We start from the raw sequence: 22,859 nt of genomic DNA, 5'->3' as shown, positions 1-22,859 counted from the left end.
CCGTCGGCCCGGCCCCACCCGGCCGGGCCGACGGACCGGATCAGACCCCGAACATCCCGCACAACCCACACCACGGGAAGGACCGAACGAGCATGGCGAACTACACCGCTGCTGACATCAAGGCCCTGCGCGAGCGCACCGGCGCCGGCATGATGGACGTGAAGAAGGCTCTGGACGAGGCCGACGGCGACGCCGAGAAGGCCATCGAGATCATCCGCGTGAAGGGCCTCAAGGGCGCCACCAAGCGCGAGGGCCGCTCCGCCGCCGAGGGCCTCGTGGCCGCGACCGTCGAGAACGGCGTCGGCGTCATGATCGAGCTCAACTGCGAGACCGACTTCGTGGCCAAGGCCGACAAGTTCATCGCCCTCGGCGACGTGGTGCTGCGCGCCGCCGTCGCCTCCGGCGCCACCGACGTCGACGGCCTGCTGGCCTCCGACTACGAGGGCCGCACCCTGGGCGACTACGTGACCGAGGAGGGCGCCCTGCTGGGCGAGAAGGTGGCCGTGCGCCGCCTGGCCCGCGTGGAGGGCGCCTTCGTGGACGCCTACCTGCACAAGACCTCCAAGGACCTGCCGGCCCAGGTGGGCGTGCTCCTCGCCGTGGACGCCGACTCCGCCGACGCCCAGACCGCCGCGCACGACATCGCCGTGCACACCGCGGCCTACTCGCCCACGTACCTCACCCGTGAGGACGTGCCGGCCGAGACCGTCGAGAACGAGCGTCGCATCGCCGATGAGACCGCCCGTGCCGAGGGCAAGCCGGAGCAGGCCCTGCCGAAGATCGTGGAGGGCCGCCTGACCGGCTTCTTCAAGGAGATCGTGCTCGTGGACCAGCCGTTCGCGAAGGACCCGAAGCAGACCGTCGGCAAGGTCGCCTCCGACGCCGGCACCAACGTCACCGGGTTCGCCCGCTTCCGCGTCGGCAACTGACCGCCGCACCCGGACCGGCCGCTCCCGGTCCGCGCCCCGCGGGGGCGTAGGATCGGGAGCGACCCGAGGTCCACTCCGGCGCCGGACGGCGCCGACGACCATCGCATGACGGGGTGGCCGCCCCGACCGGGCGGCCACCCCGTCCGCGTGTCCGCCCCCGGCCCGACCCCCACCGACCAGGAGATGCTTCCCATGGAGACGAACCGCGCCCCCGAGGACCCGACCATCGCCCACGCCCCGCAGACCTCGGACGACACCGGCCGCCGTCGCGTGCTCCTGAAGCTCTCGGGCGAGGTGTTCGGCGGCGGCAAGATCGGTGTGGACCCGGAGACCGTCCGCGGCATCGCCGAGCAGATCGCCGCCGCGGCGGACCAGGTGGAGATCGCGATCGTCGTCGGCGGCGGCAACTTCTTCCGTGGCGCGGAGCTGTCCGAGAACGGGATGGACCGCCGTCGGGCCGACTACATGGGCATGCTCGGCACCGTGATGAACTGCCTGGCCCTGCAGGACTTCCTGATCCAGGCCGGGGTCACCACGCGCGTGCAGTCCGCCATCCACATGGAGCAGGTGGCGGAGTCCTACATCCCGCTGCGCGCCATCCGCCACATGCAGAAGGGCCGCGTCGTGATCTTCGGCGCCGGCACCGGCCTGCCCTACTTCTCCACGGACACCGTGGCGGCCCAGCGCGCCCTCGAGGTCGGGGCGGACGAGGTCCTGATGGCCAAGTCCGGCGTGGACGGCGTCTACACCGCGGACCCCAAGAAGGACCCGACCGCCGAGCGCCTCACGCACCTGACCTACGACGAGGCGCTGCTGCGGAACATCCGCGTGATGGACCTGACCGCCATGACCATGTGCAAGGACAACGACCTGGACATGCGCGTGTTCGGCATGGAGGGCCCGGGCAACGTGACCCGCGCCCTGCTCGGCGAGCCGATCGGCACCACCGTCACCGTCTGAGGCCCGCCGCGTAGGATGGCGGCAGACCTGATCCACCACACCGAGGAGACACCGTGATCCAGGAGACCCTGCAGTCCGCCGAAGAGCAGATGGACCGCACCATCGAGGCCACGCGTGAGGACTTCGCCTCCGTGCGCACCGGCCGCGCCAACCCGGGCCTCTACTCCAAGGTGATGGTCGACTACTACGGCTCGTTCACCCCGTTGCAGCAGCTGGCGTCCTTCACCACCACGGACGCCCGCACGCTGCTCATCACGCCGTTCGACCAGTCGGCGCTGCGCAACATCGAGAAGGCCCTGTCCGAGTCCGAGGTCGGCGCGAACCCGTCCAACGACGGCAAGGTCATCCGCATCGTGATGCCGGAGCTGACCGCGGAGCGCCGCAAGGAGTACGTGAAGCTGGTCAAGTCCAAGGCGGAGGAGCACAAGATCTCCGTGCGCAACGCCCGCCGCAAGGCCAAGGAGGCCATGGACAAGGCCGTCAAGGACGGCGAGGTCGGCGAGGACGAGGGCGCCCGCGGCGAGAAGGAGCTGGACGCGCTCACCAAGCGCCACGTCGAGCTCATCGACGAGATGGCCAAGAACAAGGAGCAGGAGCTGCTGGAGGTCTGAGCCTCCCGCCGTCCGCGCTCGCTCCATGACCTCCACCGTGTCCACCTCGCCCGCACCCCCGCGCGGCGGCCGCGACCTCAAGTCCGCCGTCCTCGTGGGGGTGGGGCTGCTGGCGACGGCGCTGGTCGGCCTCTTCTGGCTCGACTGGCTGCTGGTCGTGCTCATGGTCGCCCTGCTGGTCGGCGCGGTGTCCGAGATCGCGACGGCGGTGCGCGGCATCGGCCTGGACGTGCCGCGGCCCCCGCTCTGGGTGGCCGCGGCGGTCCTGCCGCTCACGGCGTGGCGATGGGGGGTGCCCGCGCTGTTCGTCGCCCTCGTGGCGTGCCTGGCCCTGGTGGCCGTGTGGACGGCGCTGACGCGCCGGCGCCCGGCGGGCCAGTTCATGCTCGCGGGCGTGTTCATCGTGCTGTGGGCGCCGTTCCTGCTCTCCTTCGCCGTGGCGCTGCTGGACGAGCCCCTGGGGCACCTCATGGTGGCGATCCTGCTGCTGATGGTGGTCTCCAACGACACGTTCGGCTACATCGTGGGCTACCGCTTCGGCCGCACCCCGATCGCCCCGCGCATCAGCCCCAAGAAGTCCTGGGAGGGCCTGGCCGGCTCCCTGGCGGGCTCGATGCTGGTGGGCGTCGTCGCCGTCCCCCTGCTGGTCGGCCAGCCGTGGTGGATCGGCGCCGTCCTCGGCGTGACCACCGTCGCCGCCGCCACCTCGGGGGACTTCTCCGAGTCCATGGTCAAGCGTGAGCTCGGCATCAAGGACATGTCCTCCGCCCTGCCCGGCCACGGCGGCGTGATGGACCGCCTGGACTCCCTCGTGTTCGCCTCGCCGGTGGCCTACACCGTGCTGGCGCTGCCTCTGACCTGATCCACCCCTCGACCCGGCACGGCCGGGACCCGCACCGCAGGAGACGCCCATGACCCCCCGCACCACCCCGGACGCCGAGCCGGTCTTCGAGCTCGTCGAGCAGGACGAGATCGGCTACGAGACCACCCACGTGGACGCCTTCATGGCGCGTGCCCGTGAGGCGCGCGACGGCGGTGCCCCGCTGACGGCGGAGGAGGTGCGCCAGGTCCGCTTCGCGACCGTCAACGGCGGCTACGCCACCGACGAGGTGGACGACGAGCTGGACCGTCTGGAGGAGGAGCTGGCCGCCGCCGAGCGTCAGGCCTTCGTCGCCGAGCGCGGGGACGAGGACTGGGCCGCGGACCTCGAGGAGCGCGTGGCCGAACTCGTGGCCCGCGCCGACCGGGCCCCGGCGGAGCGCTTCCGCCGCCCCTCCCGCGCGGACGCCGTGAGCTACGACGTGGACCAGGTGGACGCGCTCGTGGACCGCCTGCGCGTCACCCTGGCCGGCGCGGAGGGCTCGACGGATCCCGACGCCGAGGGCGGGCTGACCGCGGACGACGTGCGCCGCGCGTCGTTCGGTGAGGCGGAGGGTGCCGCCGGCTACGAGGAGGGCCAGGTCGACGCCTACCTCGACGCCGCCGTCGACGTGCTGCTGCGCCGCGCCTGACACCCGGCCCTCGCGCGGCGGCCCCGGGAGAGTGGCGCAGATCACACTACCGTGATTACAATCACACCACCGAGACGCCGCGCGCTCCACCCCTGCTCGCGCATGCGTACAACTCCCTCGCCCCGCACCGTGGGCGTCGATCGGAAGGCAGTCCAGTGACCCTCGTGGACCACACCCGTCCCACCGGCGGACAGTCCGCCGGCTCTCCGCCCCTGGCGGGCCCGGCCGAGGCCGTGATGCTCCAGGTGCTCGACACGGAGGGCCGCCGCCGTCCGCAGCCGGAGCTCGACCCGTGGATCGAGGACGTCGACGCCGACGCCCTCGCCGCGCTGTACCGCCAGATGGCCGTGGTCCGTCGCCTCGATGTCGAGGCCACGCACCTGCAGCGTCAGGGCGAGCTGGCCCTGTGGCCGCCGCTGCTGGGCCAGGAGGCCGCCCAGGTGGGCTCCGCCGTCGCGCTGCGCCCGGACGACTTCGTCTTCCCGTCCTACCGCGAGAACGGCGTGGCCCTGTTGCGCGGCGTCCCCGCGCTGGACCTGCTGCGGGTGTGGCGCGGCTCCACGTTCTCGAGCTGGGACCCGAACGAGACGCGGGTGGCCACCCAGCAGATCATCATCGGCGCGCAGGCCCTGCATGCCGTCGGCTACGCGATGGGCGTCCAGCGGGACCAGGCGGACGTCGCCACGATCGTCTACTTCGGCGACGGCGCCACGAGCCAGGGCGACGTCAACGAGGCCATGGTCTTCAGCGCCTCGTACCAGTCGCCCGTGGTGTTCTTCTGCCAGAACAACCACTGGGCCATCTCCGAGCCCGTGCGCCTGCAGACCCGCCGCAGCATCGCGGACCGCCCGTGGGGCTTCGGCATCCCGTCGATGCGCGTGGACGGCAACGACGTCCTGGCCGTGCTCGCCGCGACCCGCGCCGCCGTCGAGCGCGCGGCCGACGGGGGCGGTCCCACCTTCATCGAAGCCGTCACCTACCGCATGGGCCCGCACACCACCGCGGACGACCCCACCCGCTACCGGGACGACGCCGAGCTCGAGGCCTGGAAGGCCCGTGACCCGCTGACCCGCGTGGAGGCGCACCTGCGCACCCTCGATGTGGACGTGGACGCCGTGCTCGCACAGGCCCAGGCCGAGGCCGACGAGCTGGCGGCCGAGGTCCGCCGCGCCCTCGAGGCGCTCGAGGAGGACGGCGCGGACAGGCTCTTCGACGAGATCTACGCGGAGCCCCACCAGGAGCTCGAGCGGCAGCGCCGCGAGCACGCGCTCTACCTGCAGCAGTTCGACGACGAGGAGGCGGGCGCGTGAGCGAGCGCATGACCTTCGGCCGGGCGATCAACCGCGGCCTGCACCGTGCCCTGGCCGACGACCCCAAGGTCCTGCTCATGGGCGAGGACATCGGCGCCCTCGGCGGCGTGTTCCGCATCACCGACGGCCTGCAGGCCGAGTTCGGCGAGGACCGGGTGCTCGACACCCCGCTGGCCGAGTCCGGCATCGTGGGCACGGCCATCGGCCTGGCGATGCGCGGCTACCGGCCCGTCGTCGAGATCCAGTTCGACGGCTTCGTGTACCCGGCGTTCGACCAGATCGTGGCGAACCTGGCCAAGCTGCGCGCCCGCACCCGCGGCGCCGTGCCGATGCCGGTCACCATCCGCATCCCCTTCGGCGGCGGCATCGGCTCCCCGGAGCACCACTCCGAGTCGCCCGAGGCCTACTTCCTGCACACCGCGGGCCTGCGCGTGGTCTCCCCGTCCTCCCCACAGGAGGGGTACGACCTCATCCGCGCCGCGATCGCCTCGGAAGACCCGGTGGTCTACCTCGAGCCCAAGCGTCGCTACCACGACAAGGGCGACGTGGACCTGGACGTCGCAATCCCGCCGATGAGCCCTGCCCGCATCCTGCGCGAGGGCCGGGACGCCACGCTCGTGGCCTACGGCCCGCTCGTGAAGACCGCCCTGCAGGCCGCCGAGGTGGCAGCCGAGGAGGGCGTCGAGGTCGAGGTGGTCGACCTGCGCAGCCTGTCCCCGCTGGACACCGGCCTCGTCGAGTCCTCGGTGCGGCGGACCGGCCGACTCGTCGTGGCGCACGAGGCCTCCCGCACCGGCGGCCTCGGCGCCGAACTCGTGGCCACGGTGGCCGAGCGCGCGTTCCATTGGCTCGAGGCCCCGCCGGTGCGCGTCACCGGCATGGACGTGCCCTACCCGCCGTCCAAGCTCGAGCACCTGCACCTGCCGGACCTCGACCGCATCCTCGACGGCCTGGACCGTGCTCTGGGCCGGCCGAATTCGCTGGACTCCGTGGACGCGTTCGCCGCCCCCGAGACCGCCGAGCAGTTCCTCGCCGCCCAGAACGCCGGGGAGGAGACCCGATGAGCCAGAAGACCTTCCGCCTGCCCGACCTCGGCGAGGGCCTGACCGAGTCCGAGATCGTGACGTGGCGCGTGGCCGAGGGCGACGCGGTGACCGTGAACCAGGTGCTCGCCGACGTCGAGACGGCCAAGGCCGTGGTCGAGGTCTCGAGCCCGTTCGCGGGCGTCGTCGCGGCCCTGCACGGCGCCGAGGGCGAGACCCTCGAGGTCGGTGCGCCCCTGGTGACCTTCACCCTCGAGGGCGCCGAGCCCGACGTCGGCGGGCCCGCCGAGGGTGACGGTCGCGTGCCCACCCTCGTCGGCTACGGCGCCGCACCGGACACCGGCAAGCCCGGCCGCCGTGCGCGGCGCGGCTCCGCGGCCCCGGCGACGTCGGCCGCCCCGGCGGGCGAGCCCGCCCGCGGACAGGCGCCGTCCACGTCGGAGGCGGCCCCGGCCGGCGCCGGGCGCCCGCAGCCCGAGGCCGCCGAGCCGGACCGCGCGGACGCGGCCCCCGTGGCGGCGCCGGGCGAGCGGCCTCGCTGCACCCCGCCCGTGCGCCTGTACGCGCGCCGCGCGGGCGTGGATCTGGAACAGGTCACCGGCACCGGCGCGGGCGGGGTCATCACCCGCGCGGACGTCGAGGCGTTCCTGGCCGGGGGCGGGCAGCCCGCGGCCGCGGCGGCGCCGCCGCAGTCCGGCGCCGAGTCGGCTGCGGCCGGGGGCGTCCGCACCCTGGGCGGCCGCCCGCGCACCGAGGCCGTGCCGGTCAAGGGCGTGCGCAAGGCGACCGCGGCGGCCATGGTGCAGTCCGCGTTCACCGCCCCGCACGTGACCGAGTTCCTGCAGGTGGACGTCACCGAGACCATGGAGCTGCTCGCCGAGCTCAAGGCCTCCCGCGAGTTCCGGGACGTCAAGCTCACGCCCATGACGCTCGCCGCCAAGGCGTGCCTCGTGGCGATGGAGCGCACCCCGGACGTCAACGCCCGGTGGGACGAGGCCGCCGGCACGATCGTGCAGCAGAACTTCGTCAACCTCGGCTTCGCCGCCGCCACCCCCCGCGGCCTGATGGTGCCGAACGTCAAGGACGCCCAGGCGATGAGCCTGAGGGAGCTGGCCGACGCCATCCGCGATCTCACGGGCCTCGCCCGCGAGGGGCGGCTGTCCCCGGCGGACCTGGCCGGCGGCACCTTCACGCTCACGAACGTGGGTGTGTTCGGCGTGGACGCGGGCACCCCGATCATCAACCCGGGCGAGGGGGCGATCATCGCGATCGGCCAGGTCCGGAGGATGCCGTGGGAGCACCGCGGCGAGATCGCCCTGCGGGACGTCATGACGCTGTCCCTCTCGTTCGACCATCGCTTCGTGGACGGCAAGCAGGGCTCGCGCTTCCTCGCGGACGTCGGCGCGATCCTGCGTCGCCCGGGTCTGACCCTGACCATGGTCTGACGGCGCCGGACGCGCCGCGGCCCCGCCACCCGGGCACCGGGAGGCGGGGCCGTCGTCGTGGCAGACCGGCGCGGCCGCCGACACGGCGGGGGCCGCAGGGCGCGCTCAGTCGGCGGCGGGCAGCTCCATCACGAGCTCGGTGATGACCTCGGCGCGGGCGTTGGAGAAGACCTTCTCCTCGCCGACGGTCTCGAAGCCGCGGCGGGAGAGCACCTTCACCGAGCCCACGTTGTCCTCGGGCACGTGCGCCCGCAGCGGGCGGGCGGTGTGCTCCTCGAGGAACCGGTCCACGGCCGCGGTCGTCAGACCGAGGCCCCAGTAGTCCTGCGCGGTCCAGAAGGACAGCTCGCCCACGCCGTCCTGCTGGGTGCACACAAGCGCGCCCACGGCGCGACCCTCGTGCTCGATGGTCCGCACGACGGTGTCCTCGTCCCCGAGCAGGTGGGCCCAGTGGTAGTCGAAGACGCCGCGGTCCCGGGGGTTGCGGGGGGCGAAGGCGGACATCAGGTTGGCCTGCTCGTCCTGCTGGTGGAGGAAGAACTCGTCCAGATCCTCGGGTCGGACGTCACGAAGAAGCACGGCGGTGGACCTCTCGGGGCGGGGTTCGACGGCGTCCGCCGTCGCGGGTACCGGCCACCGTACCACCGGGCACGACGCCGACCCGCCGGGCCGGTGCCGCCCGCTCAGTCCTCGCCGGACAGCGGGCCGGGGGCCGTGGCCGCGGCCCAGGCCATGGCCACGAGGGTCGCGCGGCGGGCCGCGCGGTCGGCCGCGGTGCGCCGCACCGAGCGGGGGGTGGAGTTGAGCAGGCCCAGCACGGCCTGGGCGCGGAACACGGCGGTGGCCTGGTCCTCGTGGGGGTGGACGACCTGCAGCTGGCGTGCCCACACGTCGATGTAGGCGCGCTGGGTGCGCGTGATGGCCGTGCGCGCGCCGTCGGGCAGGGCGGACATGTCGCGGTCCTGCACGCGGATCACGTCGCGCTGGGCGAGGGCGAAGTCCGCCTGGAAGCCGATGAGGGCCCGCAGGGTCTCCGCCCCCGGCGCGTGCTGCGCCTCGGCGGCCAGCCCGCCGTCGAGCAGGTCCTGTGAGGCTGTGTCGAGGATCGCCGTGAGCACGGCCGCCTTGCCGGCGAAGTGGCGGTAGATGGCGGGGCCGCTGATCCCGACGGCGGCGCCGATGTCCTCGAGGCGGACCGCGTCGAAGCCCCGGGCCGCGAACAGTCGCGCCGCGGCCGCGAGCAGGTCCACCCGGCGTCGGGCCTTGGCGGCCTCCCGGGCGGTCGGCGGGGTCGCCGGGGCGGCGGGGGACGCGGGATCGGCGGCGGGCATGGGATCCACTGTAGGACGGGACGAGGCGCGCCGGGCGCCCGGTCGACGTCAGTGACGATCATCACTACACTGAGGCTCGGTTCAGTTAGTCGTCATTCACTGAAGGGGGTCTCATGACCGCCAGCACCCCGGCCCCGGCCGCGCAGTCCGCGCCCACCGTGGCCGAGCGCAACGCGGCCGGCCACGCCCGGCTCGAGCAGGAGCTCGCCGACCTCGTCGCCCGCACGTCGCTCGGCGGGTCCGAGCGCTCGCGCGAGCGCCACACCGGCCGCGGCAAGCTGCTGGTGCGGGACCGCATCGACGCGCTGCTCGACGAGGGCTCGCCCTTCCTTGAGGTCGGCGCGCTGGCCGCGCACGGCCTGTACGACGGGGACAGCCCCGCCGCGGGCGTCGTGGCGGGCATCGGCCTGGTCCACGGCCGCCTCGTGATGGTGGTCGGCAACGACGCCACCGTGAAGGGCGGCACCTACTACCCCATGACGGTGAAGAAGCACCTGCGGGCCCAGGAGATCGCCCTGGAGAACCGCCTGCCGTGCATCTACCTCGTGGACTCCGGCGGCGCGTTCCTGCCCCGCCAGGACGAGGTCTTCCCGGACCGCGAGCACTTCGGCCGCATCTTCCGGAACCAGGCGCTGCTCTCCTCGCGGCGCATCCCGCAGCTGGCCGCGGTGTGCGGCTCCTCCACGGCGGGCGGCGCGTACGTGCCGGCCATGTCGGACGAGACCGTGATCGTGCGCGAGCAGGGCACCATCTTCCTCGGCGGCCCCCCGCTCGTGAAGGCCGCGATCGGGGAGGACGTCTCGCCCGAGGACCTCGGCGGCGGCCGGCTGCACGCCGAGCGCTCCGGCGTCGCGGACCACCTGGCGGACGACGATCTGCACGCCATGCAGATCCTCCGGGACATCGTGGCCACCCTGTCCCCGGCCGAGGCGCCGGCCTGGGAGGTCGCCCCCGCCGCGGAGCCCGCGAAGGACCCGGCCGAGCTGACCAGCGTCGTGCCCGTGGACGTGAACACCCCCTACGACGTGCGCGAGGTGATCGACCGCCTCGTGGACGGCGGCTCCGTCCACGAGTTCAAGCCCCTCCACGGCACCACCCTGGTCACCGCGTTCGCGCGGATCGACGGCCACCCCGTGGGCGTCCTCGCCAACAACGGCATCCTGTTCGGCGACTCCGCCCGCAAGGGTGCGCACTTCATCGAACTGTGCGACCAGCGCGGCATCCCGCTTCTGTTCCTGCAGAACATCTCCGGCTTCATGGTGGGCCGGGACGCGGAGGCCGGCGGCATCGCGCGCGACGGCGCCAAGATGGTCACCGCCGTCGCCACCGCCCGCGTGCCCAAGCTGACCGTGGTGATCGGCGGCTCGTTCGGGGCCGGCAACTACGCGATGTGCGGCCGCGCCTACTCACCCCGCTTCCTGTGGATGTGGCCGAACGCGCGCATCTCCGTGATGGGCGGCCCGCAGGCCTCCTCCGTGCTCACGCAGATCAAGCAGGACCAGCGGGCCGCCGCGGGGGAGGAGCCGATGTCCCCCGAGGAGGTCGAGGCCTTCCAGGCGCCGGTCCGCCGGCAGTACGAGGACCAGGGCAGCCCCCTGTACTCCACCGCCCGCCTCTGGGACGACGGTGTGATCACCCCCGGCCAGACCCGCCGGGTGCTCTCCCTGGCCCTCGACGTCATCTCCCGTTCCCCGCTGCCGGACTCCCGGTTCGGCCTGTTCCGCATGTGAGGCACCCGTGACCGAGAACCACGCCCAGGGGACGCCCCTGTTCGACACCGTGCTGGTGGCCAACCGCGGCGAGATCGCCGTGCGCGTCATCCGCACCCTGCGCCGCCTCGGCATCCGTTCGGTGGCCGTGCACTCCGACGCCGACGCCGACGCGCGGCACGTCCGCGAGGCGGACACGGCGGTCCGCCTCGGCCCGGCCCCGGCCCGCGAGTCCTACCTGGACATCGACGCCGTCGTCGACGCCGCGCGCCGCGCCGGCGCCCAGGCCGTGCACCCCGGCTACGGCTTCCTGTCCGAGAACGCCGACTTCGCCCGCGCACTGGAGGCGGCCGGCATCGTGTTCGTGGGCCCTCCTGTGGGCTCGCTCGACGCGATGGCGGACAAGATCCGCGCGAAGGAGACCGTGGCCGCGTACGACGTGCCGGTGGTCCCCGGCATCCAGGACCCCACGCTCACCGACGAGCAGATCACGGCCGAGGCCGAGCGCGTCGGCTTCCCGCTGCTGATCAAGCCCTCGGCGGGCGGCGGCGGCAAGGGCATGGTGGCCGTGCGCGCCGCCGAGGAGCTGCCCGGCGCCCTCGCCTCGGCCCGGCGCACGGCGCGCTCGACGTTCGGCGACGACACGCTGCTGCTCGAGCGGCTCATCACCGCGCCCCGGCACATCGAGGTGCAGGTGTTCGCGGACGCCCACGGCGCCACCGTGCACCTGGGTGAGCGCGAGTGCTCCCTGCAGCGCCGCCACCAGAAGGTGATCGAGGAGGCCCCCGCGCCCCTGCTGACCGGGCTGGCGCACGGGGCCGAGCTCCGCGAGCGCCTGGGCCGGGCCGCCGTGGACGCGGCCGTGTCCGTGGGCTACCGCGGTGCCGGCACCGTCGAGTTCCTCGTCTCGGACGAGAACCCGGACGAGTTCTTCTTCATGGAGATGAACACCCGCCTGCAGGTGGAGCACCCGGTCTCCGAGGAGGTCGTCCGGGTGCGCGGACAGCGCCTGGACTTCGTGGAGCTGCAGCTGCGCATCGCCGCGGGGGAGCCGCTCGGCTTCGCCCAGGCGGACGTGAGCCTCGACGGCGCCGCCGTCGAGGCCCGCGTCTACGCAGAGGACCCCGCGAACGGCTTCCTGCCCTCCACCGGGCCGGTGCTGCGCTGGCGCGAGCCCGCCGGCGAGGGCGTCCGCGTCGACACGCTCCTGCTGCCCTCGCGGCCGTCCGAGGAGCGCGCGTTCGGCTCCGGGCTGCAGGCGCGGCCCGCCGCCGGCGCCGTGGACCCCGTGGACGTCGACGGCGCACAGCCCGCGATCACCGGCTTCTACGACCCGATGATCGCCAAGCTCATCGCCCGTGGCGCCGACCGCGCCGAGGCCCTGGACCGGCTCGACGCCGCGCTCGCGGACACCGTGCTGTTCGGCGTCCGCTCCAACCTGGGCTGGCTGCGCGAGCTCGCCGCCCGTGAGGATGTGCGGGCCGGCCGGCTCACCACCGAGCTGATCGACGGCCTCGAGGCGTGGACCGCCCCCGCGCTGCCCGAGGACCTCGCCGCGCTCGCGGCCGAGGCCCTGGCCGACGTGTCCGAGGACGCGGCCGTCGCCGAGCATCGCGCGGCCGGCACCGCGTGGGCCCGGGCGGACGGCTGGCGCGCCGCGGGCGCCCCGCAGCCCGGGATGCGCGTCCGGGTGGGGGACGAGCACCGGATCCTCACCGCCCCCGCCGCCGACGCCGAGGTGGACGAGGACGCCGGAGCCCTGGCGGGCGTCAACCTCCTGGCCGGTGACCCGCGGGACCCGCGCTCGGCGTGGCTGCACCGCGACGGCGCCGCGTGGCAGGTCCGCCGCCTCACCCGGGCCGAGGTGGTCGAGGCCGCCCGCGCGGCCGCGGCCGCGCGCCGTGCCCCGGCCGGCGCCGCGTCCCCCGAGGCCCGCACGCCCATGCCGGGCACCGTCGTCGCCGTGTCCGTGGCCACCAGGGACACCGTGGCCGCGGGCCAGGAGCTGGCGGTGGTCGAGGCCATGAAGATGGAGCACCCCGTCACGGCCGCCGTCGCCGGCATCGTGACCGTCCACGTCGCCGAGGGCGACGCCGTGGCCGCGCAGGCGTTGATCGCCGTCGTCGAGCCCACCGAGCACGCAGCACCCGCAGAGAACGCCTGAGAACAGGAGAGGACCATGAGCACCAAGCACCGCACCCTGCCCGCCCTCGAGGAGGACTACCAGGTCCTCTCCGACACCGTCCGCGAGTTCGCCGACGAGGTCGTGGCCCCGGTCTCCGCCGAGCTGGACGCCAAGCACGAGTTCCCGTACGAGATCGTGGCCCAGATGGGCGAGATGGGCCTGTTCGGCCTGCCGTTCCCCGAGGAGTACGGGGGCATGGGCGGCGACTACTTCGCCCTGGCCCTGGCCCTCGAGCAGCTCGGCCGCGTCAACCAGTCCGTGGCCATCACCCTCGAGGCCGGCGTCTCCCTGGGCGCCATGCCGCTGCTGAAGTTCGGCACCGAGGAGCAGAAGCAGCGCTGGCTGCCGGACCTCGTGGCCGGCACGCACCTGGCCGGCTTCGGCCTCACCGAGCCGGGCGCGGGCTCCGACGCCGGCGGCACCCAGACCACCGCCGCGCTCGAGGACGGCCAGTGGCGCATCAACGGCGCCAAGGAGTTCATCACCAACTCCGGCACGGACATCACCTCGCTCGTCACCGTCACCGCCGTGACCGGCACGGTGGAGGGCAAGACCGGCCACGACGGCCGCCCCGCCAAGGAGATCTCCACGATCCTGGTGCCCGCCGGCACGGAGGGCTTCTCCGTGGCCAAGGCCTACGACAAGGTCGGCTGGAACTCCTCGGACACCCACGCCCTGCACTTCACGGACGCGCGTGTGCCGGAGGAGAACCTGCTGGGCGCCCGCGGCCGCGGCTTCGCCCACTTCCTCGAGATCCTGGACGAGGGTCGCATCGCCATCGCGGCCCTGGCCACCGGAGCGGCCCAGGGCTGCGTGGACGAGTCGATCGCCTACGCCAAGCAGCGGACCTCGTTCGGCCAGAAGATCGGGCAGTTCCAGGCCGTGTCCTTCAAGATCGCCCGCATGCAGGCCCGCGCGCACGCCGCCCGCCTGGCCTACTACGAGGCCGCCCAGAAGATGCTGGCCGGCAAGCCGTTCAAGACCGAGGCCGCCATGGCCAAGCTGATCGCCGGCGAGGCCGCCATGGACAACGCCCGGGACGCCACCCAGGTGTTCGGCGGCTACGGCTTCATGAACGAGACCCTCGTGGCCCGGCACTACCGCGACTCCAAGATCCTCGAGGTCGGCGAGGGCACCACCGAGGTGCAGCTCATGCTGATCGCCCGCGAGCTGGGCCTCTGACGTGGCGGAGCGCGTCGAGATCGAGCAGCGGGGCCGCTACGCGGACGAGCTGGCGGTCGGTCAGGTCTACCTGCACCGGCCCGGCCGCACGCTCACCGAGGCGGACAACGTCCTGTTCACCACCCTCACGATGAACCCGCAGGCCCTGCACCTGGACCACGCGTACGCGGCGGCCCAGCCGTTCGGCCGACCACTGGTCAACTCGATGCTGACGCTGTCCACCCTGGTGGGCCTCGCCGTCGGGCAGACCACGCAGGGCACGCTCGTGGCCCAGCTCGGCCTGGGGGAGATCGCGTTCCCGAAGCCGGTCTTCCATGGGGACACGCTCTACGGGCGCTCCGAGGTCACCGCGATCCGCGAGTCCTCCTCGCGGCCGGGGCAGCGGATCGTCACGTTCGCGATGACGGGGGAGAACCAGCACGGCGACGTCGTCGTCCGCGCCCAGCGCACCTGTCTGATGTGGACCGCGCGGGCGCACGCGGAGGCCAAGGCGAAGGCCGCCGACGCCGCAGGCACGGGGGAGCGGGCATGAGCGCGCTGACCCTCGGACCGGCCGTCATGTTCACTCCGGCGGACCGCCCCGAGCGGTACGCCACGGCGCTCGAGCGCGCGGACGCGGTGATCCTCGACCTCGAGGACGCCGTCACCCCGGAGGCCCGGCCCGCCGCGCGGGACGCCGTCGCGGCGGCCTGGGCGGGGCGGGCGACGGGCGGGGTCGACGGCGGCCCGCTGGACGAGGACCGCGTGGTGGTGCGCGTGAACCCCGCGGGCACCGCGGACCACGACGCCGACCTGGCCATGCTCGCCGGGACGGGCTGGCGCACGCTCATGCTCGCCAAGGCCGAGTCCGCCGCCCAGGTGGACGGGGTCGTCGCCGCCCTCGGACCGCAGACCCGCGTCGTCGCCCTGTGCGAGACCGCGGCCGGGATCCTCGCCGCCGCCGACCTGGCCGCCCACCCGCACGTGGGCGCGCTGATGTGGGGTGCCGAGGACCTCGTGGCGTCGATGGGCGGCAGCTCCTCCCGCACCCCCGGGGGCGCCTACCGCTCCGTGGTCCAGCACGCCCGCGCGACGGTGCTCCTGGCGGCGGCCGCCCACGGGGTGGCCGCGTGGGACGCCGTCCACCTGGACCTCGGCGACGAGGCCGGGCTGGCCGCCGAGGCCGAGGACGCCGTCGCCCTGGGCTGCACCGCGACCGTGTGCCTGCACCCGCGCCAGGTGCCCGTCGTGCGCTCCGCCTACACGCCCGCCCCGGAGGCCCTCGAGCACGCCCGGCGCGTCCTCGCCGCGGCCGCGGGCCGGCACGGGGCCTTCGAGCTGGACGGGGCGATGGTCGACGAGGTGGTCCTCGCCCAGGCCCGCGCGGTCCTGCGCCGCGCGGACGCGCCCCGGCCGGGCAGCACCTGACCGGCTCCTGGGCGGCTCCGCGCCCCGGCGGCCCCGTGCCGTCGGGGCGCGACCGTGTCCGCACGGCTGCGCACCGGCGTTGTCACATGGCCGCACGGCCCAGGGGCGCGCTTGACGGCGCACCCCTCCACCCGCCACAGTGTGGTTGTCATCACAGTGATCTGTCTCACACTGATTCGTCCTACGCACCCCGGAGGGCCCATGTCATCCAGCGAGCCCACGGCGCCGGTCCCCACGGCCGCGCAGTTCCGCGCCGCGCAGCAGTCCGAGGAGTTCATCGAGCTCCGGCGCACCCACCGATCCTTCGCCTTCCCCATGACCGTGGCGTTCTTCGTCTGGTACCTGGTGTTCGTGATCGTCGGAGCGTTCTTCCCCGAGTTCATGGCGATCCGCCTCGGCGGCAACATCACCCTCGGCCTGATCCTCGGCCTGTTCCAGTTCGTCACCACGTTCCTGATCACCTTCGCCTACGTCCGTTTCTCCAACCGGACTCTGGACCCCCGCGCCACCGCGCTGCGTGAGCGCCTCGAGCGCGAGGCCGCCGGCGCCCACGAGAACCCGGAGGCCACGCGATGAGCGCGCTCACCCCCCTGCTCCAGGCCGCCCCGCAGACGGTCGGCAACCCCGCCGTGAACATCGGCATCTTCGTCGCCTTCGTGGTCGTCACCCTCGTGATCGTGATCCGCGCGTCCAAGACGAACGCGTCGTCGGCCGACTACTACGCCGGTGGCCGCGGCTTCTCCGGCACCCAGAACGGCACGGCCATCGCGGGCGACTACCTCTCCGCGGCCTCGTTCCTGGGCATCGTGGGCGCGATCGCCCTCTACGGCTACGACGGCTTCCTCTACTCCATCGGCTTCCTCGTCGCCTGGCTCGTCGCCCTGCTGCTCGTGGCCGAGCTGCTGCGCAACACCGGCAAGTTCACCATGGCGGACGTGCTCTCCTTCCGGCTGCGCCAGAAGCCCGTGCGCATCGCCGCCGCCTTCGGCACCATGGCCGTCTGCCTCTTCTACCTCCTGGCCCAGATGGCCGGCGCCGGCGGTCTGGTGTCCCTGCTGCTGAACATCAACGACCGGGCCGGCCAGGCCCTCGTGATCGTGATCGTGGGCGTGCTGATGATCGTCTACGTGCTGATCGGCGGCATGAAGGGCACCACCTACGTGCAGATCATCAAGGCGATCCTGCTGATCGCCGGCGCGGGGATCATGACGGTGTGGTCGCTGGCGCTGTTCGGCTTCGACTTCAACGCCATGCTGGGGGCCGCCGTCGAGCTGAACCCGAAGGGCGAGGCGATCCTCGAGCCGGGCCTGCAGTACGGCGCCAGCGCCCTGACCCGCCTCGACTTCGTGTCCCTGGGCATCGCGCTCGTGCTCGGCACCGCCGGCCTGCCGCACGTGCTCATGCGGTTCTACACGGTGCCCACCGCCAAGGAGGCGCGCAAGTCCGTGGTGTGGGCCATCGTCCTCATCGGCGCGTTCTACCTGTTCACCCTCGTGCTGGGCTACGGCGCCGGCGCGCTGATCGGCCCCGAGCGCATCCTGGCCGCGCCCGGCGGGCAGAACTCCGCGGCCCCGCTGCTGGCGTTCGAGCTCGGCGGCTCCATCCTGCTGGGCCTGATCTCGGCGGTCGCGTTCGCCACCATCCTCGCGGTGGTCGCGGGCCTGGCCATCACGGCGGCGGCGTCCTTCGCCCACGACGTGTATGGCTCCGTGATCGCCAAGCACCCCCTCACCCCGCAGGAGGAGGTGCGGATCGGCAAGATCACCGTGGTGGTGATCGGCGTCCTGGCGATCGTCGGCGGCATCGCCGCCCAGGGCCAGAACGTGGCGTTCCTCGTGGCGCTCGCCTTCGCGGTGGCGGCCTCGGCGAACCTGCCGACCATCCTCTACTCCCTGTTCTGGCGGCGCTTCACCACCCGCGGCGCGGTGTGGTCGATGTACGGCGGACTGCTCTCCGCGATCATCCTGATCGTCCTGTCCCCGGTGATGTCCGGGACGCCGACCTCGATGATCCCGGGCGCGGACTTCGCGGTGTTCCCGCTGAAGAACCCGGGCATCGTCTCCATCCCGCTGGCCTTCTTCCTCGGCTGGCTCGGCTCGGTGACCTCGTCGCGCGCCGAGGACCCCGATAAGCAGGCCGAGATGGAGGTCCGCTCCCTCACCGGCATCGGCGCCGAGAAGCCGGTGCAGCACTGATCCGCGGCTGACCCGGTCCCACGGGGGTCGGCGGGGCGGGACGTCGCGGCGCGGCGTCCGTCCGGTCGGCCCCCGTCCGTGTCCAGGCCCGGCTGGCATCATGGCGGGGTGACGCACGGATCCCTCACCGACTACACGCTGCCCGCCCCCGCCCCGGCGGACGACGACGGCGCCCCGCGCGCCGTCGCCCTGATCGGCTCCACGGGCTCGATCGGCACCCAGGGCCTCGACGTGATCGCCCAGGACCCCGCCCGGCTCCGGGCCGTCGCGCTCGCGGGCGGGACGAACACGACCCTGCTGGCCGAGCAGGCCGTGCGCTTCGAGGTCGAGGCGGTGGGCTCCGCCGCGGCGGGGGAGGAGGAGCTGCGCGCCGCCCTCGCCGACGCCGCCGCCCGCCTCGGGCGCCCAGCCCCCCGACCCGTGCTGTTCACCGGCCCGCGCGCCGCCGAGCAGATCGCCGCGTGGCCCGGCGCCGACACCGTGCTCAACGGGATCACCGGCTCCATCGGGCTGCGGCCCACCCTCGCCGCCCTGCACGCCGGTCACCGCCTGGCCCTGGCCAACAAGGAGTCGCTCATCGTCGGCGGGGCCCTCGTCAAGGCGGCCGCCCGCCCGGGCCAGCTCGTGCCGGTGGACTCCGAGCACTCCGCGCTCGCGCAGGCGCTGCGCGGCGGCACGGCGGACGAGGTCCGCCGCCTCGTGCTCACGGCCTCGGGCGGGCCGTTCCGCGGCCTGGACCGCGCCGCCCTGCACGCCGTCACCCCCGCCCAGGCCCTCGCCCATCCCACATGGGACATGGGCCGCGTCGTCACCACCAACTCCGCCTCCCTCGTGAACAAGGCCCTGGAGGTGATCGAGGCCCACCTGCTGTTCGACGTGCCCCTGGACCGGATCGACGTCGTGGTCCACCCGCAGTCCGTGGTGCACTCGATGGTCGAGTTCGTCGACGGGTCCACGCTCGCCCAGGCCTCCCCGCCGGACATGCGCCTGCCCATCGCCCTGGGGCTGTGCTGGCCGCGCCGGGTCCCGGGCGCGGCCCCGGCCTGCGACTGGACGCGGGCGGCCACCTGGACGTTCGAGCCCCTCGACGAGGAGGCCTTCCCCGCCGTGCGGGCCGCGAAGGAGGCGGCAGCCGCCTCGCCCACCCACATGGCCGTGTTCAACGCCGCCAACGAGGAGGCGGTGGACGCCTTCCACGCCGGCGCCCTGCCCTTCGACGGGATCGTGGACACGGTCCGCGCCGTCGTCGCCGACTACGCCCCCGAGCACGTGATCGCCGCGGCCGGCCACGACCCCGCGCCCGCGGCGCTCACCGTGGACGCCGTGCTCGCCGCCGAGGCCTGGGCACGCCGTGCGGCGCGGGCCCGCTGGTGACCGTCGTGGAGATCCTCTGGTACGTCGCGGGCGTCCTCGCGGTCGCGCTAGGCCTGGCGGTCTCGATCGCCCTGCACGAGGTCGGCCACCTCGTCCCGGCCAAGCTCTTCGGCGTGCGCGTCACGCAGTACATGATCGGCTTCGGCCCGACGCTCGTCTCGTGGCGCCGCGGCGAGACGGAGTACGGGTTCAAGGCCGTCCCGCTGGGCGGCTACGTCGCGATGATCGGGATGCTGCCCCCGCCGCGGCCCGGGCAGACGCCCCGCACGGCGTCCACGGGCTTCGTCCAGCAGCTGGGCCGCATGGCCGACGACGCACGGGCCCAGGCCGCCGAGGAGGTCCGCCCCGGCGACGAGCACCGCCGCTTCCTCGCCCTGCCGGTGTGGAAGCGCGTGGTGATCATGCTCGGCGGGCCGTTCATGAACCTGCTCATCGCGCTGGGCGTCACCGCCCTGCTGGTCACGACGGTGGGCACCTCGCAGCCGAGCACCACCGTCGCCGAGGTCTACCGGTGCGTGGTCACGACGCAGGAGCAGCAGGCCCGCGCCGCCTCGGGCGGGACAGAGGACTGCCGCCCGGGCGACCCCGCCGGGCCCGCCCACGAGGCGGGACTGCGCCCCGGGGACACCGTGCTCGCCTTCGACGGGCGGCCGGTCTCCGACTGGGACGCCCTCTCCGCCGCGATCCGGGACCGCGCCGGACAGCCCACCCGGATCGAGTGGGAGCGCGACGGCGAGCGGATGAGCGCCACCCTGACCCCGCGCCTGACGGAACGGCCCGTGACGGACGCGCTGGGCCGGCCTGAGCGGGCCCCGGACGGGGCCGTCGCGACCCACGAGGTCGGGTTCATCGGCATGGGCGCGCAGCTCGAGACGGTCCGCGGCACCCCGCTCGACGCCGGCCCGCTCGTCGCCCAGCAGGTGCGGGGCGTCGTCGACGTCGTCCTCGTGCTGCCGCAGCGGCTGTGGGACACCGCCGTCGCCGTGGTGACCCCGGCCGAGCGCGACCCGGACGGCCCGATGTCCGTGGTGGGAGTCGGCCGGATCGCCGGGGAGGCGGCGGCCCTCGAGCAGGCGACACTGACGGACAAGGCCGCCCTGCTGCTGTCCCTGCTGGCGGGCGTGAACGTGGCGCTCATGGTGTTCAACCTCATCCCGCTGCTCCCGCTCGACGGCGGCCACGTGGTCGGCGCCCTGTGGGAGGCGGTGCGCCGCGGCTGGGCCCGGATCACGGGCCGCCCCGACCCGGGGCCGTTCGACCTGGCCCGCATGCTGCCGCTGACCTACGCGGTGGGCGCGGCGATGCTGCTCATGGGCGTCATCCTGATCGTGGCGGACATCGTGGAGCCGGTCCGGCTGTTCTGAGTCCGGTCCGTTCGCCGTGGGCGGTCGCCCCGCGCCCCGGGGGGTCCGCGCGCCTAGGATGGGCAGGAGAACCCGGCGGCCCCGCGCCGTCGACCCCGAGAACCCATGAGGAGCGCCCCCGTGCCCGTCAGCCTTGGAATGCCGTCCGCCCCGCCACCCGTGCTGGCCCCGCGCCGCACCACCCGGCAGATCCAGGTGGGCTCGGTGGGCGTCGGCTCGCAGCATCCCGTCTCGGTGCAGTCGATGACCACCACCAAGACGCACGACATCGGCGCGACCCTGCAGCAGATCGCCGAGCTCACGGCCGCCGGCTGCGACATCGTCCGCGTGGCCTGCCCCACGGACAAGGACGCCGAGGCCCTCAAGGTCATCGCCCAGCAGTCCACCATCCCCGTGATCGCGGACATCCACTTCCAGCCGAAGTACGTGTTCGCGGCGATCGAGGCCGGCTGCGGCGCCGTGCGCGTGAACCCGGGCAACATCAAGAAGTTCGACGACAAGGTCAAGGAGATCGCGCAGGCCGCCTCGGACCACGGCACCTCCCTCCGCATCGGCGTCAACGCCGGCTCCCTGGACCCGCGCCTGCTGCAGAAGTACGGCAAGGCCACCCCGGAGGCCCTCGTCGAGTCCGCCGTCTGGGAGGCCTCCCTCTTCGAGGAGCACGGCTTCAAGGACTTCAAGATCTCCGTCAAGCACAACGACCCGGTGATCATGGCCCGCGCCTACGAGCTGCTCGCCGAGCAGGGCGACTGGCCCCTGCACCTCGGCGTCACCGAGGCCGGCCCGGCCTTCCAGGGCACCATCAAGTCCGCCACCGCCTTCGGCTACCTGCTCGGTCAGGGCATCGGCGACACCATCCGCGTCTCCCTCTCCGCGCCGCCGGTCGAGGAGGTCAAGGTGGGCCTGCAGATCCTGCAGTCCCTGAACCTGCGCGAGCGCAAGCTCGAGATCGTCTCCTGCCCCTCGTGCGGCCGAGCGCAGGTGGACGTGTACACGCTGGCCGACCAGGTCACCGAGGGCCTCAAGGACCTCGAGGTCCCGCTGCGGGTGGCCGTCATGGGCTGCGTCGTCAACGGGCCGGGCGAGGCCCGCGAGGCCGACCTCGGCGTCGCCTCCGGCAACGGCAAGGGCCAGATCTTCGTCAAGGGCGAGGTCATCCGCACCGTGCCCGAGGACCAGATCGTGGAGACCCTCATCGAGGAGGCCAACCGGATCGCCGGTGAGATGGACCTGGGGGAGGACGGCGGTGACCAGGCTGCCGCCGGTGCCCCGGTGGTCTCCGTCCACTGACCGGGAGGTCCGGGCCGCCACGGGTGACCGCGTCCGCCTGCTGACCGACGCGGACACCGCCGCGCTCGCGGCCCTGTCCGCCCGCGCCCCCGTGTCCAACGTGTTCGTGGACTCCCTGCTCGAGGCGGGCCGTCTGGCCGGCCCGCGCGGGGGAGCGGCGGGCACCCTGTTCCTCGGGATCGACGACGACGCCCCGGGCTCCGGGGGGCTGCGCGCGGCCGTCTGGATCGGCTCGAACGTGGTGCCGGTCGCCGCGTCCGAGGCCCCGGATGCGGGCTGGGCGCCGGGCGACGCGGAGGCGCTCGGCGCGGCGGTCGCCGCGCTGCGCCGCCGGTACGGGTCGATCTACGGCCCGGCCGGTCCCGTGCTGGCCGCCGGCGAGGCCCTCGCCGCCGCGGGTCACCGGTCCCGGTCCGTGCGCGCCGACCAGCCGCTGCTCGTGCTGGGCGCGGCCGGGGGCGTCGACCCGAACCCGTACGTCGTGCAGGCGCAGCCACGCGACTTCGCACGCGTCCTGCCCGCCAGCGCGGCGATGTTCGAGGAGGAGCTCGGCTTCTCCCCGTTCGCCGGCGGCGCGGCCCAGTACCGGGACCGCGTCGAGCGGCTGATCCACGCGGGACGCGTCTTCATCGACCCGGGCCCGCGCGACGCGGGCGGCCCGCTGCGCTTCAAGGCGGACATCGGGCTGCTCTCCTCCCGGTGCGCCCAGATCCAGGGCGTGTGGATGGCCCCCGCCGCGCGCGGCCGAGGGCTGGCGGCGTCGGCAATGGCCGCCGTCGTGGACTACGTGCGCCTCCAGGCGCCCGTGGTCAGCCTCTACGTCAACGCGTACAACACCCCCGCGCTGCGCACGTACGAGCGCGTGGGGTTCGAGCGGCGCGGCACGTTCGCGACCGTCCTGTACTGACCCGGCGGACCCTGCGCGGGCGATAGGATCGGCGGTCAGGACGCCGGGCACCCCCGTGCCGGCGTCGTCCCGTCCCGCGCGCCGCTCCCGACCGCGCGAGCCCGTC

21 protein-coding genes are annotated in these 22,859 nt (G+C 73.9%); 19 read left to right on the top strand and 2 right to left on the bottom strand.

Annotation, left to right across the window (positions count from 1 at the left end):
* Window positions 1–92: 92 nt before the first annotated feature.
* The 8 genes from tsf (at window position 93) to ACUXPL_RS05325 (ending at window position 7,809) form a co-directional block, all read left to right on the top strand.
* Window positions 93–929 (top strand): translation elongation factor Ts, encoded by an 837-nt coding sequence (tsf, locus tag ACUXPL_RS05360; protein WP_454182386.1) that lies wholly within the window; start codon window positions 93–95, stop codon window positions 927–929.
* 192 nt (window positions 930–1,121) lie between these two features.
* Window positions 1,122–1,889, top strand: a complete 768-nt coding sequence (pyrH, locus tag ACUXPL_RS05355) for a UMP kinase (RefSeq protein ID WP_454182384.1) — start codon at window positions 1,122–1,124, stop codon at window positions 1,887–1,889.
* A gap of 53 nt (window positions 1,890–1,942) precedes the next feature.
* On the top strand, window positions 1,943–2,500 hold the full coding sequence (gene frr / locus ACUXPL_RS05350) for a ribosome recycling factor (RefSeq protein WP_002857704.1): 558 nt from the start codon (window positions 1,943–1,945) through the stop codon (window positions 2,498–2,500).
* A gap of 25 nt (window positions 2,501–2,525) precedes the next feature.
* The gene (locus ACUXPL_RS05345; RefSeq protein ID WP_180537150.1) at window positions 2,526–3,362 is read left to right on the top strand and encodes a phosphatidate cytidylyltransferase; all 837 of its coding nucleotides are present in this window, start codon (window positions 2,526–2,528) and stop codon (window positions 3,360–3,362) included.
* A 49-nt stretch (window positions 3,363–3,411) separates the two neighbouring features.
* Complete coding sequence (locus ACUXPL_RS05340; RefSeq protein ID WP_180537151.1) at window positions 3,412–4,011, top strand: DivIVA domain-containing protein; 600 nt, start codon at window positions 3,412–3,414, stop codon at window positions 4,009–4,011.
* Window positions 4,012–4,166: 155 nt separating this feature from the next.
* A complete protein-coding gene (pdhA, locus tag ACUXPL_RS05335; RefSeq protein ID WP_454182382.1) occupies window positions 4,167–5,321 on the top strand; it encodes a pyruvate dehydrogenase (acetyl-transferring) E1 component subunit alpha in 1,155 nt (384 codons plus the stop codon).
* Window positions 5,322–5,329: 8 nt separating this feature from the next.
* On the top strand, window positions 5,330–6,385 hold the full coding sequence (locus ACUXPL_RS05330) for an alpha-ketoacid dehydrogenase subunit beta (RefSeq protein WP_044659478.1): 1,056 nt from the start codon (window positions 5,330–5,332) through the stop codon (window positions 6,383–6,385).
* Complete coding sequence (locus tag ACUXPL_RS05325; RefSeq protein WP_454182380.1) at window positions 6,382–7,809, top strand: dihydrolipoamide acetyltransferase family protein; 1,428 nt, start codon at window positions 6,382–6,384, stop codon at window positions 7,807–7,809. Before ACUXPL_RS05330 ends, ACUXPL_RS05325 begins: the two co-directional genes overlap by 4 nt.
* A 105-nt stretch (window positions 7,810–7,914) precedes the next feature.
* Here the strand turns inward: ACUXPL_RS05325 and ACUXPL_RS05320 are convergent, their stop codons facing one another.
* The gene (locus ACUXPL_RS05320) at window positions 7,915–8,388 is read right to left on the bottom strand and encodes a GNAT family N-acetyltransferase (RefSeq protein WP_051995227.1); all 474 of its coding nucleotides are present in this window, start codon (window positions 8,386–8,388) and stop codon (window positions 7,915–7,917) included.
* A gap of 104 nt (window positions 8,389–8,492) precedes the next feature.
* Window positions 8,493–9,140: a TetR/AcrR family transcriptional regulator gene (locus ACUXPL_RS05315; RefSeq protein ID WP_044660003.1), complete on the bottom strand. Its 648-nt coding sequence runs from the start codon at window positions 9,138–9,140 to the stop codon at window positions 8,493–8,495.
* Window positions 9,141–9,253: 113 nt separating this feature from the next.
* Here ACUXPL_RS05315 and ACUXPL_RS05310 point away from each other — a divergent pair, with 113 nt between their 5' ends.
* The 11 genes from ACUXPL_RS05310 to ACUXPL_RS05260 all read left to right on the top strand — a co-directional run bounded on the left by ACUXPL_RS05310 (window position 9,254) and on the right by ACUXPL_RS05260 (window position 22,753).
* Window positions 9,254–10,870, top strand: coding sequence for a carboxyl transferase domain-containing protein (locus ACUXPL_RS05310; RefSeq protein WP_454182378.1), 1,617 nt, complete (start codon window positions 9,254–9,256; stop codon window positions 10,868–10,870).
* A 7-nt stretch (window positions 10,871–10,877) separates the two neighbouring features.
* The gene (locus ACUXPL_RS05305) at window positions 10,878–13,013 is read left to right on the top strand and encodes an acetyl/propionyl/methylcrotonyl-CoA carboxylase subunit alpha (RefSeq protein ID WP_454182376.1); all 2,136 of its coding nucleotides are present in this window, start codon (window positions 10,878–10,880) and stop codon (window positions 13,011–13,013) included.
* Between the two features lie 15 nt (window positions 13,014–13,028).
* Window positions 13,029–14,216, top strand: a complete 1,188-nt coding sequence (locus ACUXPL_RS05300) for an acyl-CoA dehydrogenase family protein (protein WP_454182375.1) — start codon at window positions 13,029–13,031, stop codon at window positions 14,214–14,216.
* Between the two features lies 1 nt (window position 14,217).
* Window positions 14,218–14,748 (top strand): MaoC family dehydratase, encoded by a 531-nt coding sequence (locus tag ACUXPL_RS05295; protein ID WP_454182373.1) that lies wholly within the window; start codon window positions 14,218–14,220, stop codon window positions 14,746–14,748.
* Entirely contained in the window at window positions 14,745–15,623 is an 879-nt protein-coding gene (locus ACUXPL_RS05290) for an HpcH/HpaI aldolase/citrate lyase family protein (RefSeq protein WP_454182371.1), read from the top strand. Before ACUXPL_RS05295 ends, ACUXPL_RS05290 begins: the two co-directional genes overlap by 4 nt.
* A gap of 201 nt (window positions 15,624–15,824) precedes the next feature.
* Entirely contained in the window at window positions 15,825–16,199 is a 375-nt protein-coding gene (locus ACUXPL_RS05285) for a DUF485 domain-containing protein (protein ID WP_454182369.1), read from the top strand.
* Window positions 16,196–17,818 carry a solute symporter family protein gene (locus ACUXPL_RS05280; protein ID WP_180537159.1) on the top strand — a complete coding sequence of 541 codons (1,623 nt, stop codon included), beginning with the start codon at window positions 16,196–16,198 and terminating at the stop codon, window positions 17,816–17,818. Before ACUXPL_RS05285 ends, ACUXPL_RS05280 begins: the two co-directional genes overlap by 4 nt.
* A 138-nt stretch (window positions 17,819–17,956) precedes the next feature.
* The gene (gene dxr / locus ACUXPL_RS05275) at window positions 17,957–19,192 is read left to right on the top strand and encodes a 1-deoxy-D-xylulose-5-phosphate reductoisomerase (RefSeq protein ID WP_180537542.1); all 1,236 of its coding nucleotides are present in this window, start codon (window positions 17,957–17,959) and stop codon (window positions 19,190–19,192) included.
* Window positions 19,189–20,556: a M50 family metallopeptidase gene (locus ACUXPL_RS05270; RefSeq protein ID WP_454182367.1), complete on the top strand. Its 1,368-nt coding sequence runs from the start codon at window positions 19,189–19,191 to the stop codon at window positions 20,554–20,556. Before dxr ends, ACUXPL_RS05270 begins: the two co-directional genes overlap by 4 nt.
* Before the next feature lie 105 nt (window positions 20,557–20,661).
* Window positions 20,662–21,846 (top strand): flavodoxin-dependent (E)-4-hydroxy-3-methylbut-2-enyl-diphosphate synthase, encoded by a 1,185-nt coding sequence (gene ispG / locus ACUXPL_RS05265; protein ID WP_180537161.1) that lies wholly within the window; start codon window positions 20,662–20,664, stop codon window positions 21,844–21,846.
* Window positions 21,821–22,753 carry a GNAT family N-acetyltransferase gene (locus tag ACUXPL_RS05260; RefSeq protein ID WP_454182365.1) on the top strand — a complete coding sequence of 311 codons (933 nt, stop codon included), beginning with the start codon at window positions 21,821–21,823 and terminating at the stop codon, window positions 22,751–22,753. Before ispG ends, ACUXPL_RS05260 begins: the two co-directional genes overlap by 26 nt.
* Window positions 22,754–22,859 lie beyond the last annotated feature (106 nt).

Source organism: Micrococcus sp. 140720015-1 (assembly GCF_053627595.1).
Note: the sequence above shows the minus strand (reverse complement) of the source record. Positions and strands in the feature narration are given on the sequence as shown.

Excerpts from the sequence above, each read along its gene's own strand:
- ACUXPL_RS05315 (WP_044660003.1), bottom strand. The coding sequence starts at position 9,140 with ATGCCCGCCGCCGATCCCGCGTCCCCCGCCGCCCCGGCGACCCCGCCG.
- ACUXPL_RS05280 (WP_180537159.1), top strand. The coding sequence starts at position 16,196 with ATGAGCGCGCTCACCCCCCTGCTCCAGGCCGCCCCGCAGACGGTCGGC.
- ispG (WP_180537161.1), top strand. The coding sequence starts at position 20,662 with ATGAGGAGCGCCCCCGTGCCCGTCAGCCTTGGAATGCCGTCCGCCCCG.
- ACUXPL_RS05300 (WP_454182375.1), top strand. The coding sequence starts at position 13,029 with ATGAGCACCAAGCACCGCACCCTGCCCGCCCTCGAGGAGGACTACCAG.
- ACUXPL_RS05330 (WP_044659478.1), top strand. The coding sequence starts at position 5,330 with ATGACCTTCGGCCGGGCGATCAACCGCGGCCTGCACCGTGCCCTGGCC.
- tsf (WP_454182386.1), top strand. The coding sequence starts at position 93 with ATGGCGAACTACACCGCTGCTGACATCAAGGCCCTGCGCGAGCGCACC.
- ACUXPL_RS05285 (WP_454182369.1), top strand. The coding sequence starts at position 15,825 with ATGTCATCCAGCGAGCCCACGGCGCCGGTCCCCACGGCCGCGCAGTTC.
- ACUXPL_RS05310 (WP_454182378.1), top strand. The coding sequence starts at position 9,254 with ATGACCGCCAGCACCCCGGCCCCGGCCGCGCAGTCCGCGCCCACCGTG.
- ACUXPL_RS05325 (WP_454182380.1), top strand. The coding sequence starts at position 6,382 with ATGAGCCAGAAGACCTTCCGCCTGCCCGACCTCGGCGAGGGCCTGACC.
- ACUXPL_RS05290 (WP_454182371.1), top strand. The coding sequence starts at position 14,745 with ATGAGCGCGCTGACCCTCGGACCGGCCGTCATGTTCACTCCGGCGGAC.
- ACUXPL_RS05345 (WP_180537150.1), top strand. The coding sequence starts at position 2,526 with ATGACCTCCACCGTGTCCACCTCGCCCGCACCCCCGCGCGGCGGCCGC.
- ACUXPL_RS05340 (WP_180537151.1), top strand. The coding sequence starts at position 3,412 with ATGACCCCCCGCACCACCCCGGACGCCGAGCCGGTCTTCGAGCTCGTC.
- pyrH (WP_454182384.1), top strand. The coding sequence starts at position 1,122 with ATGGAGACGAACCGCGCCCCCGAGGACCCGACCATCGCCCACGCCCCG.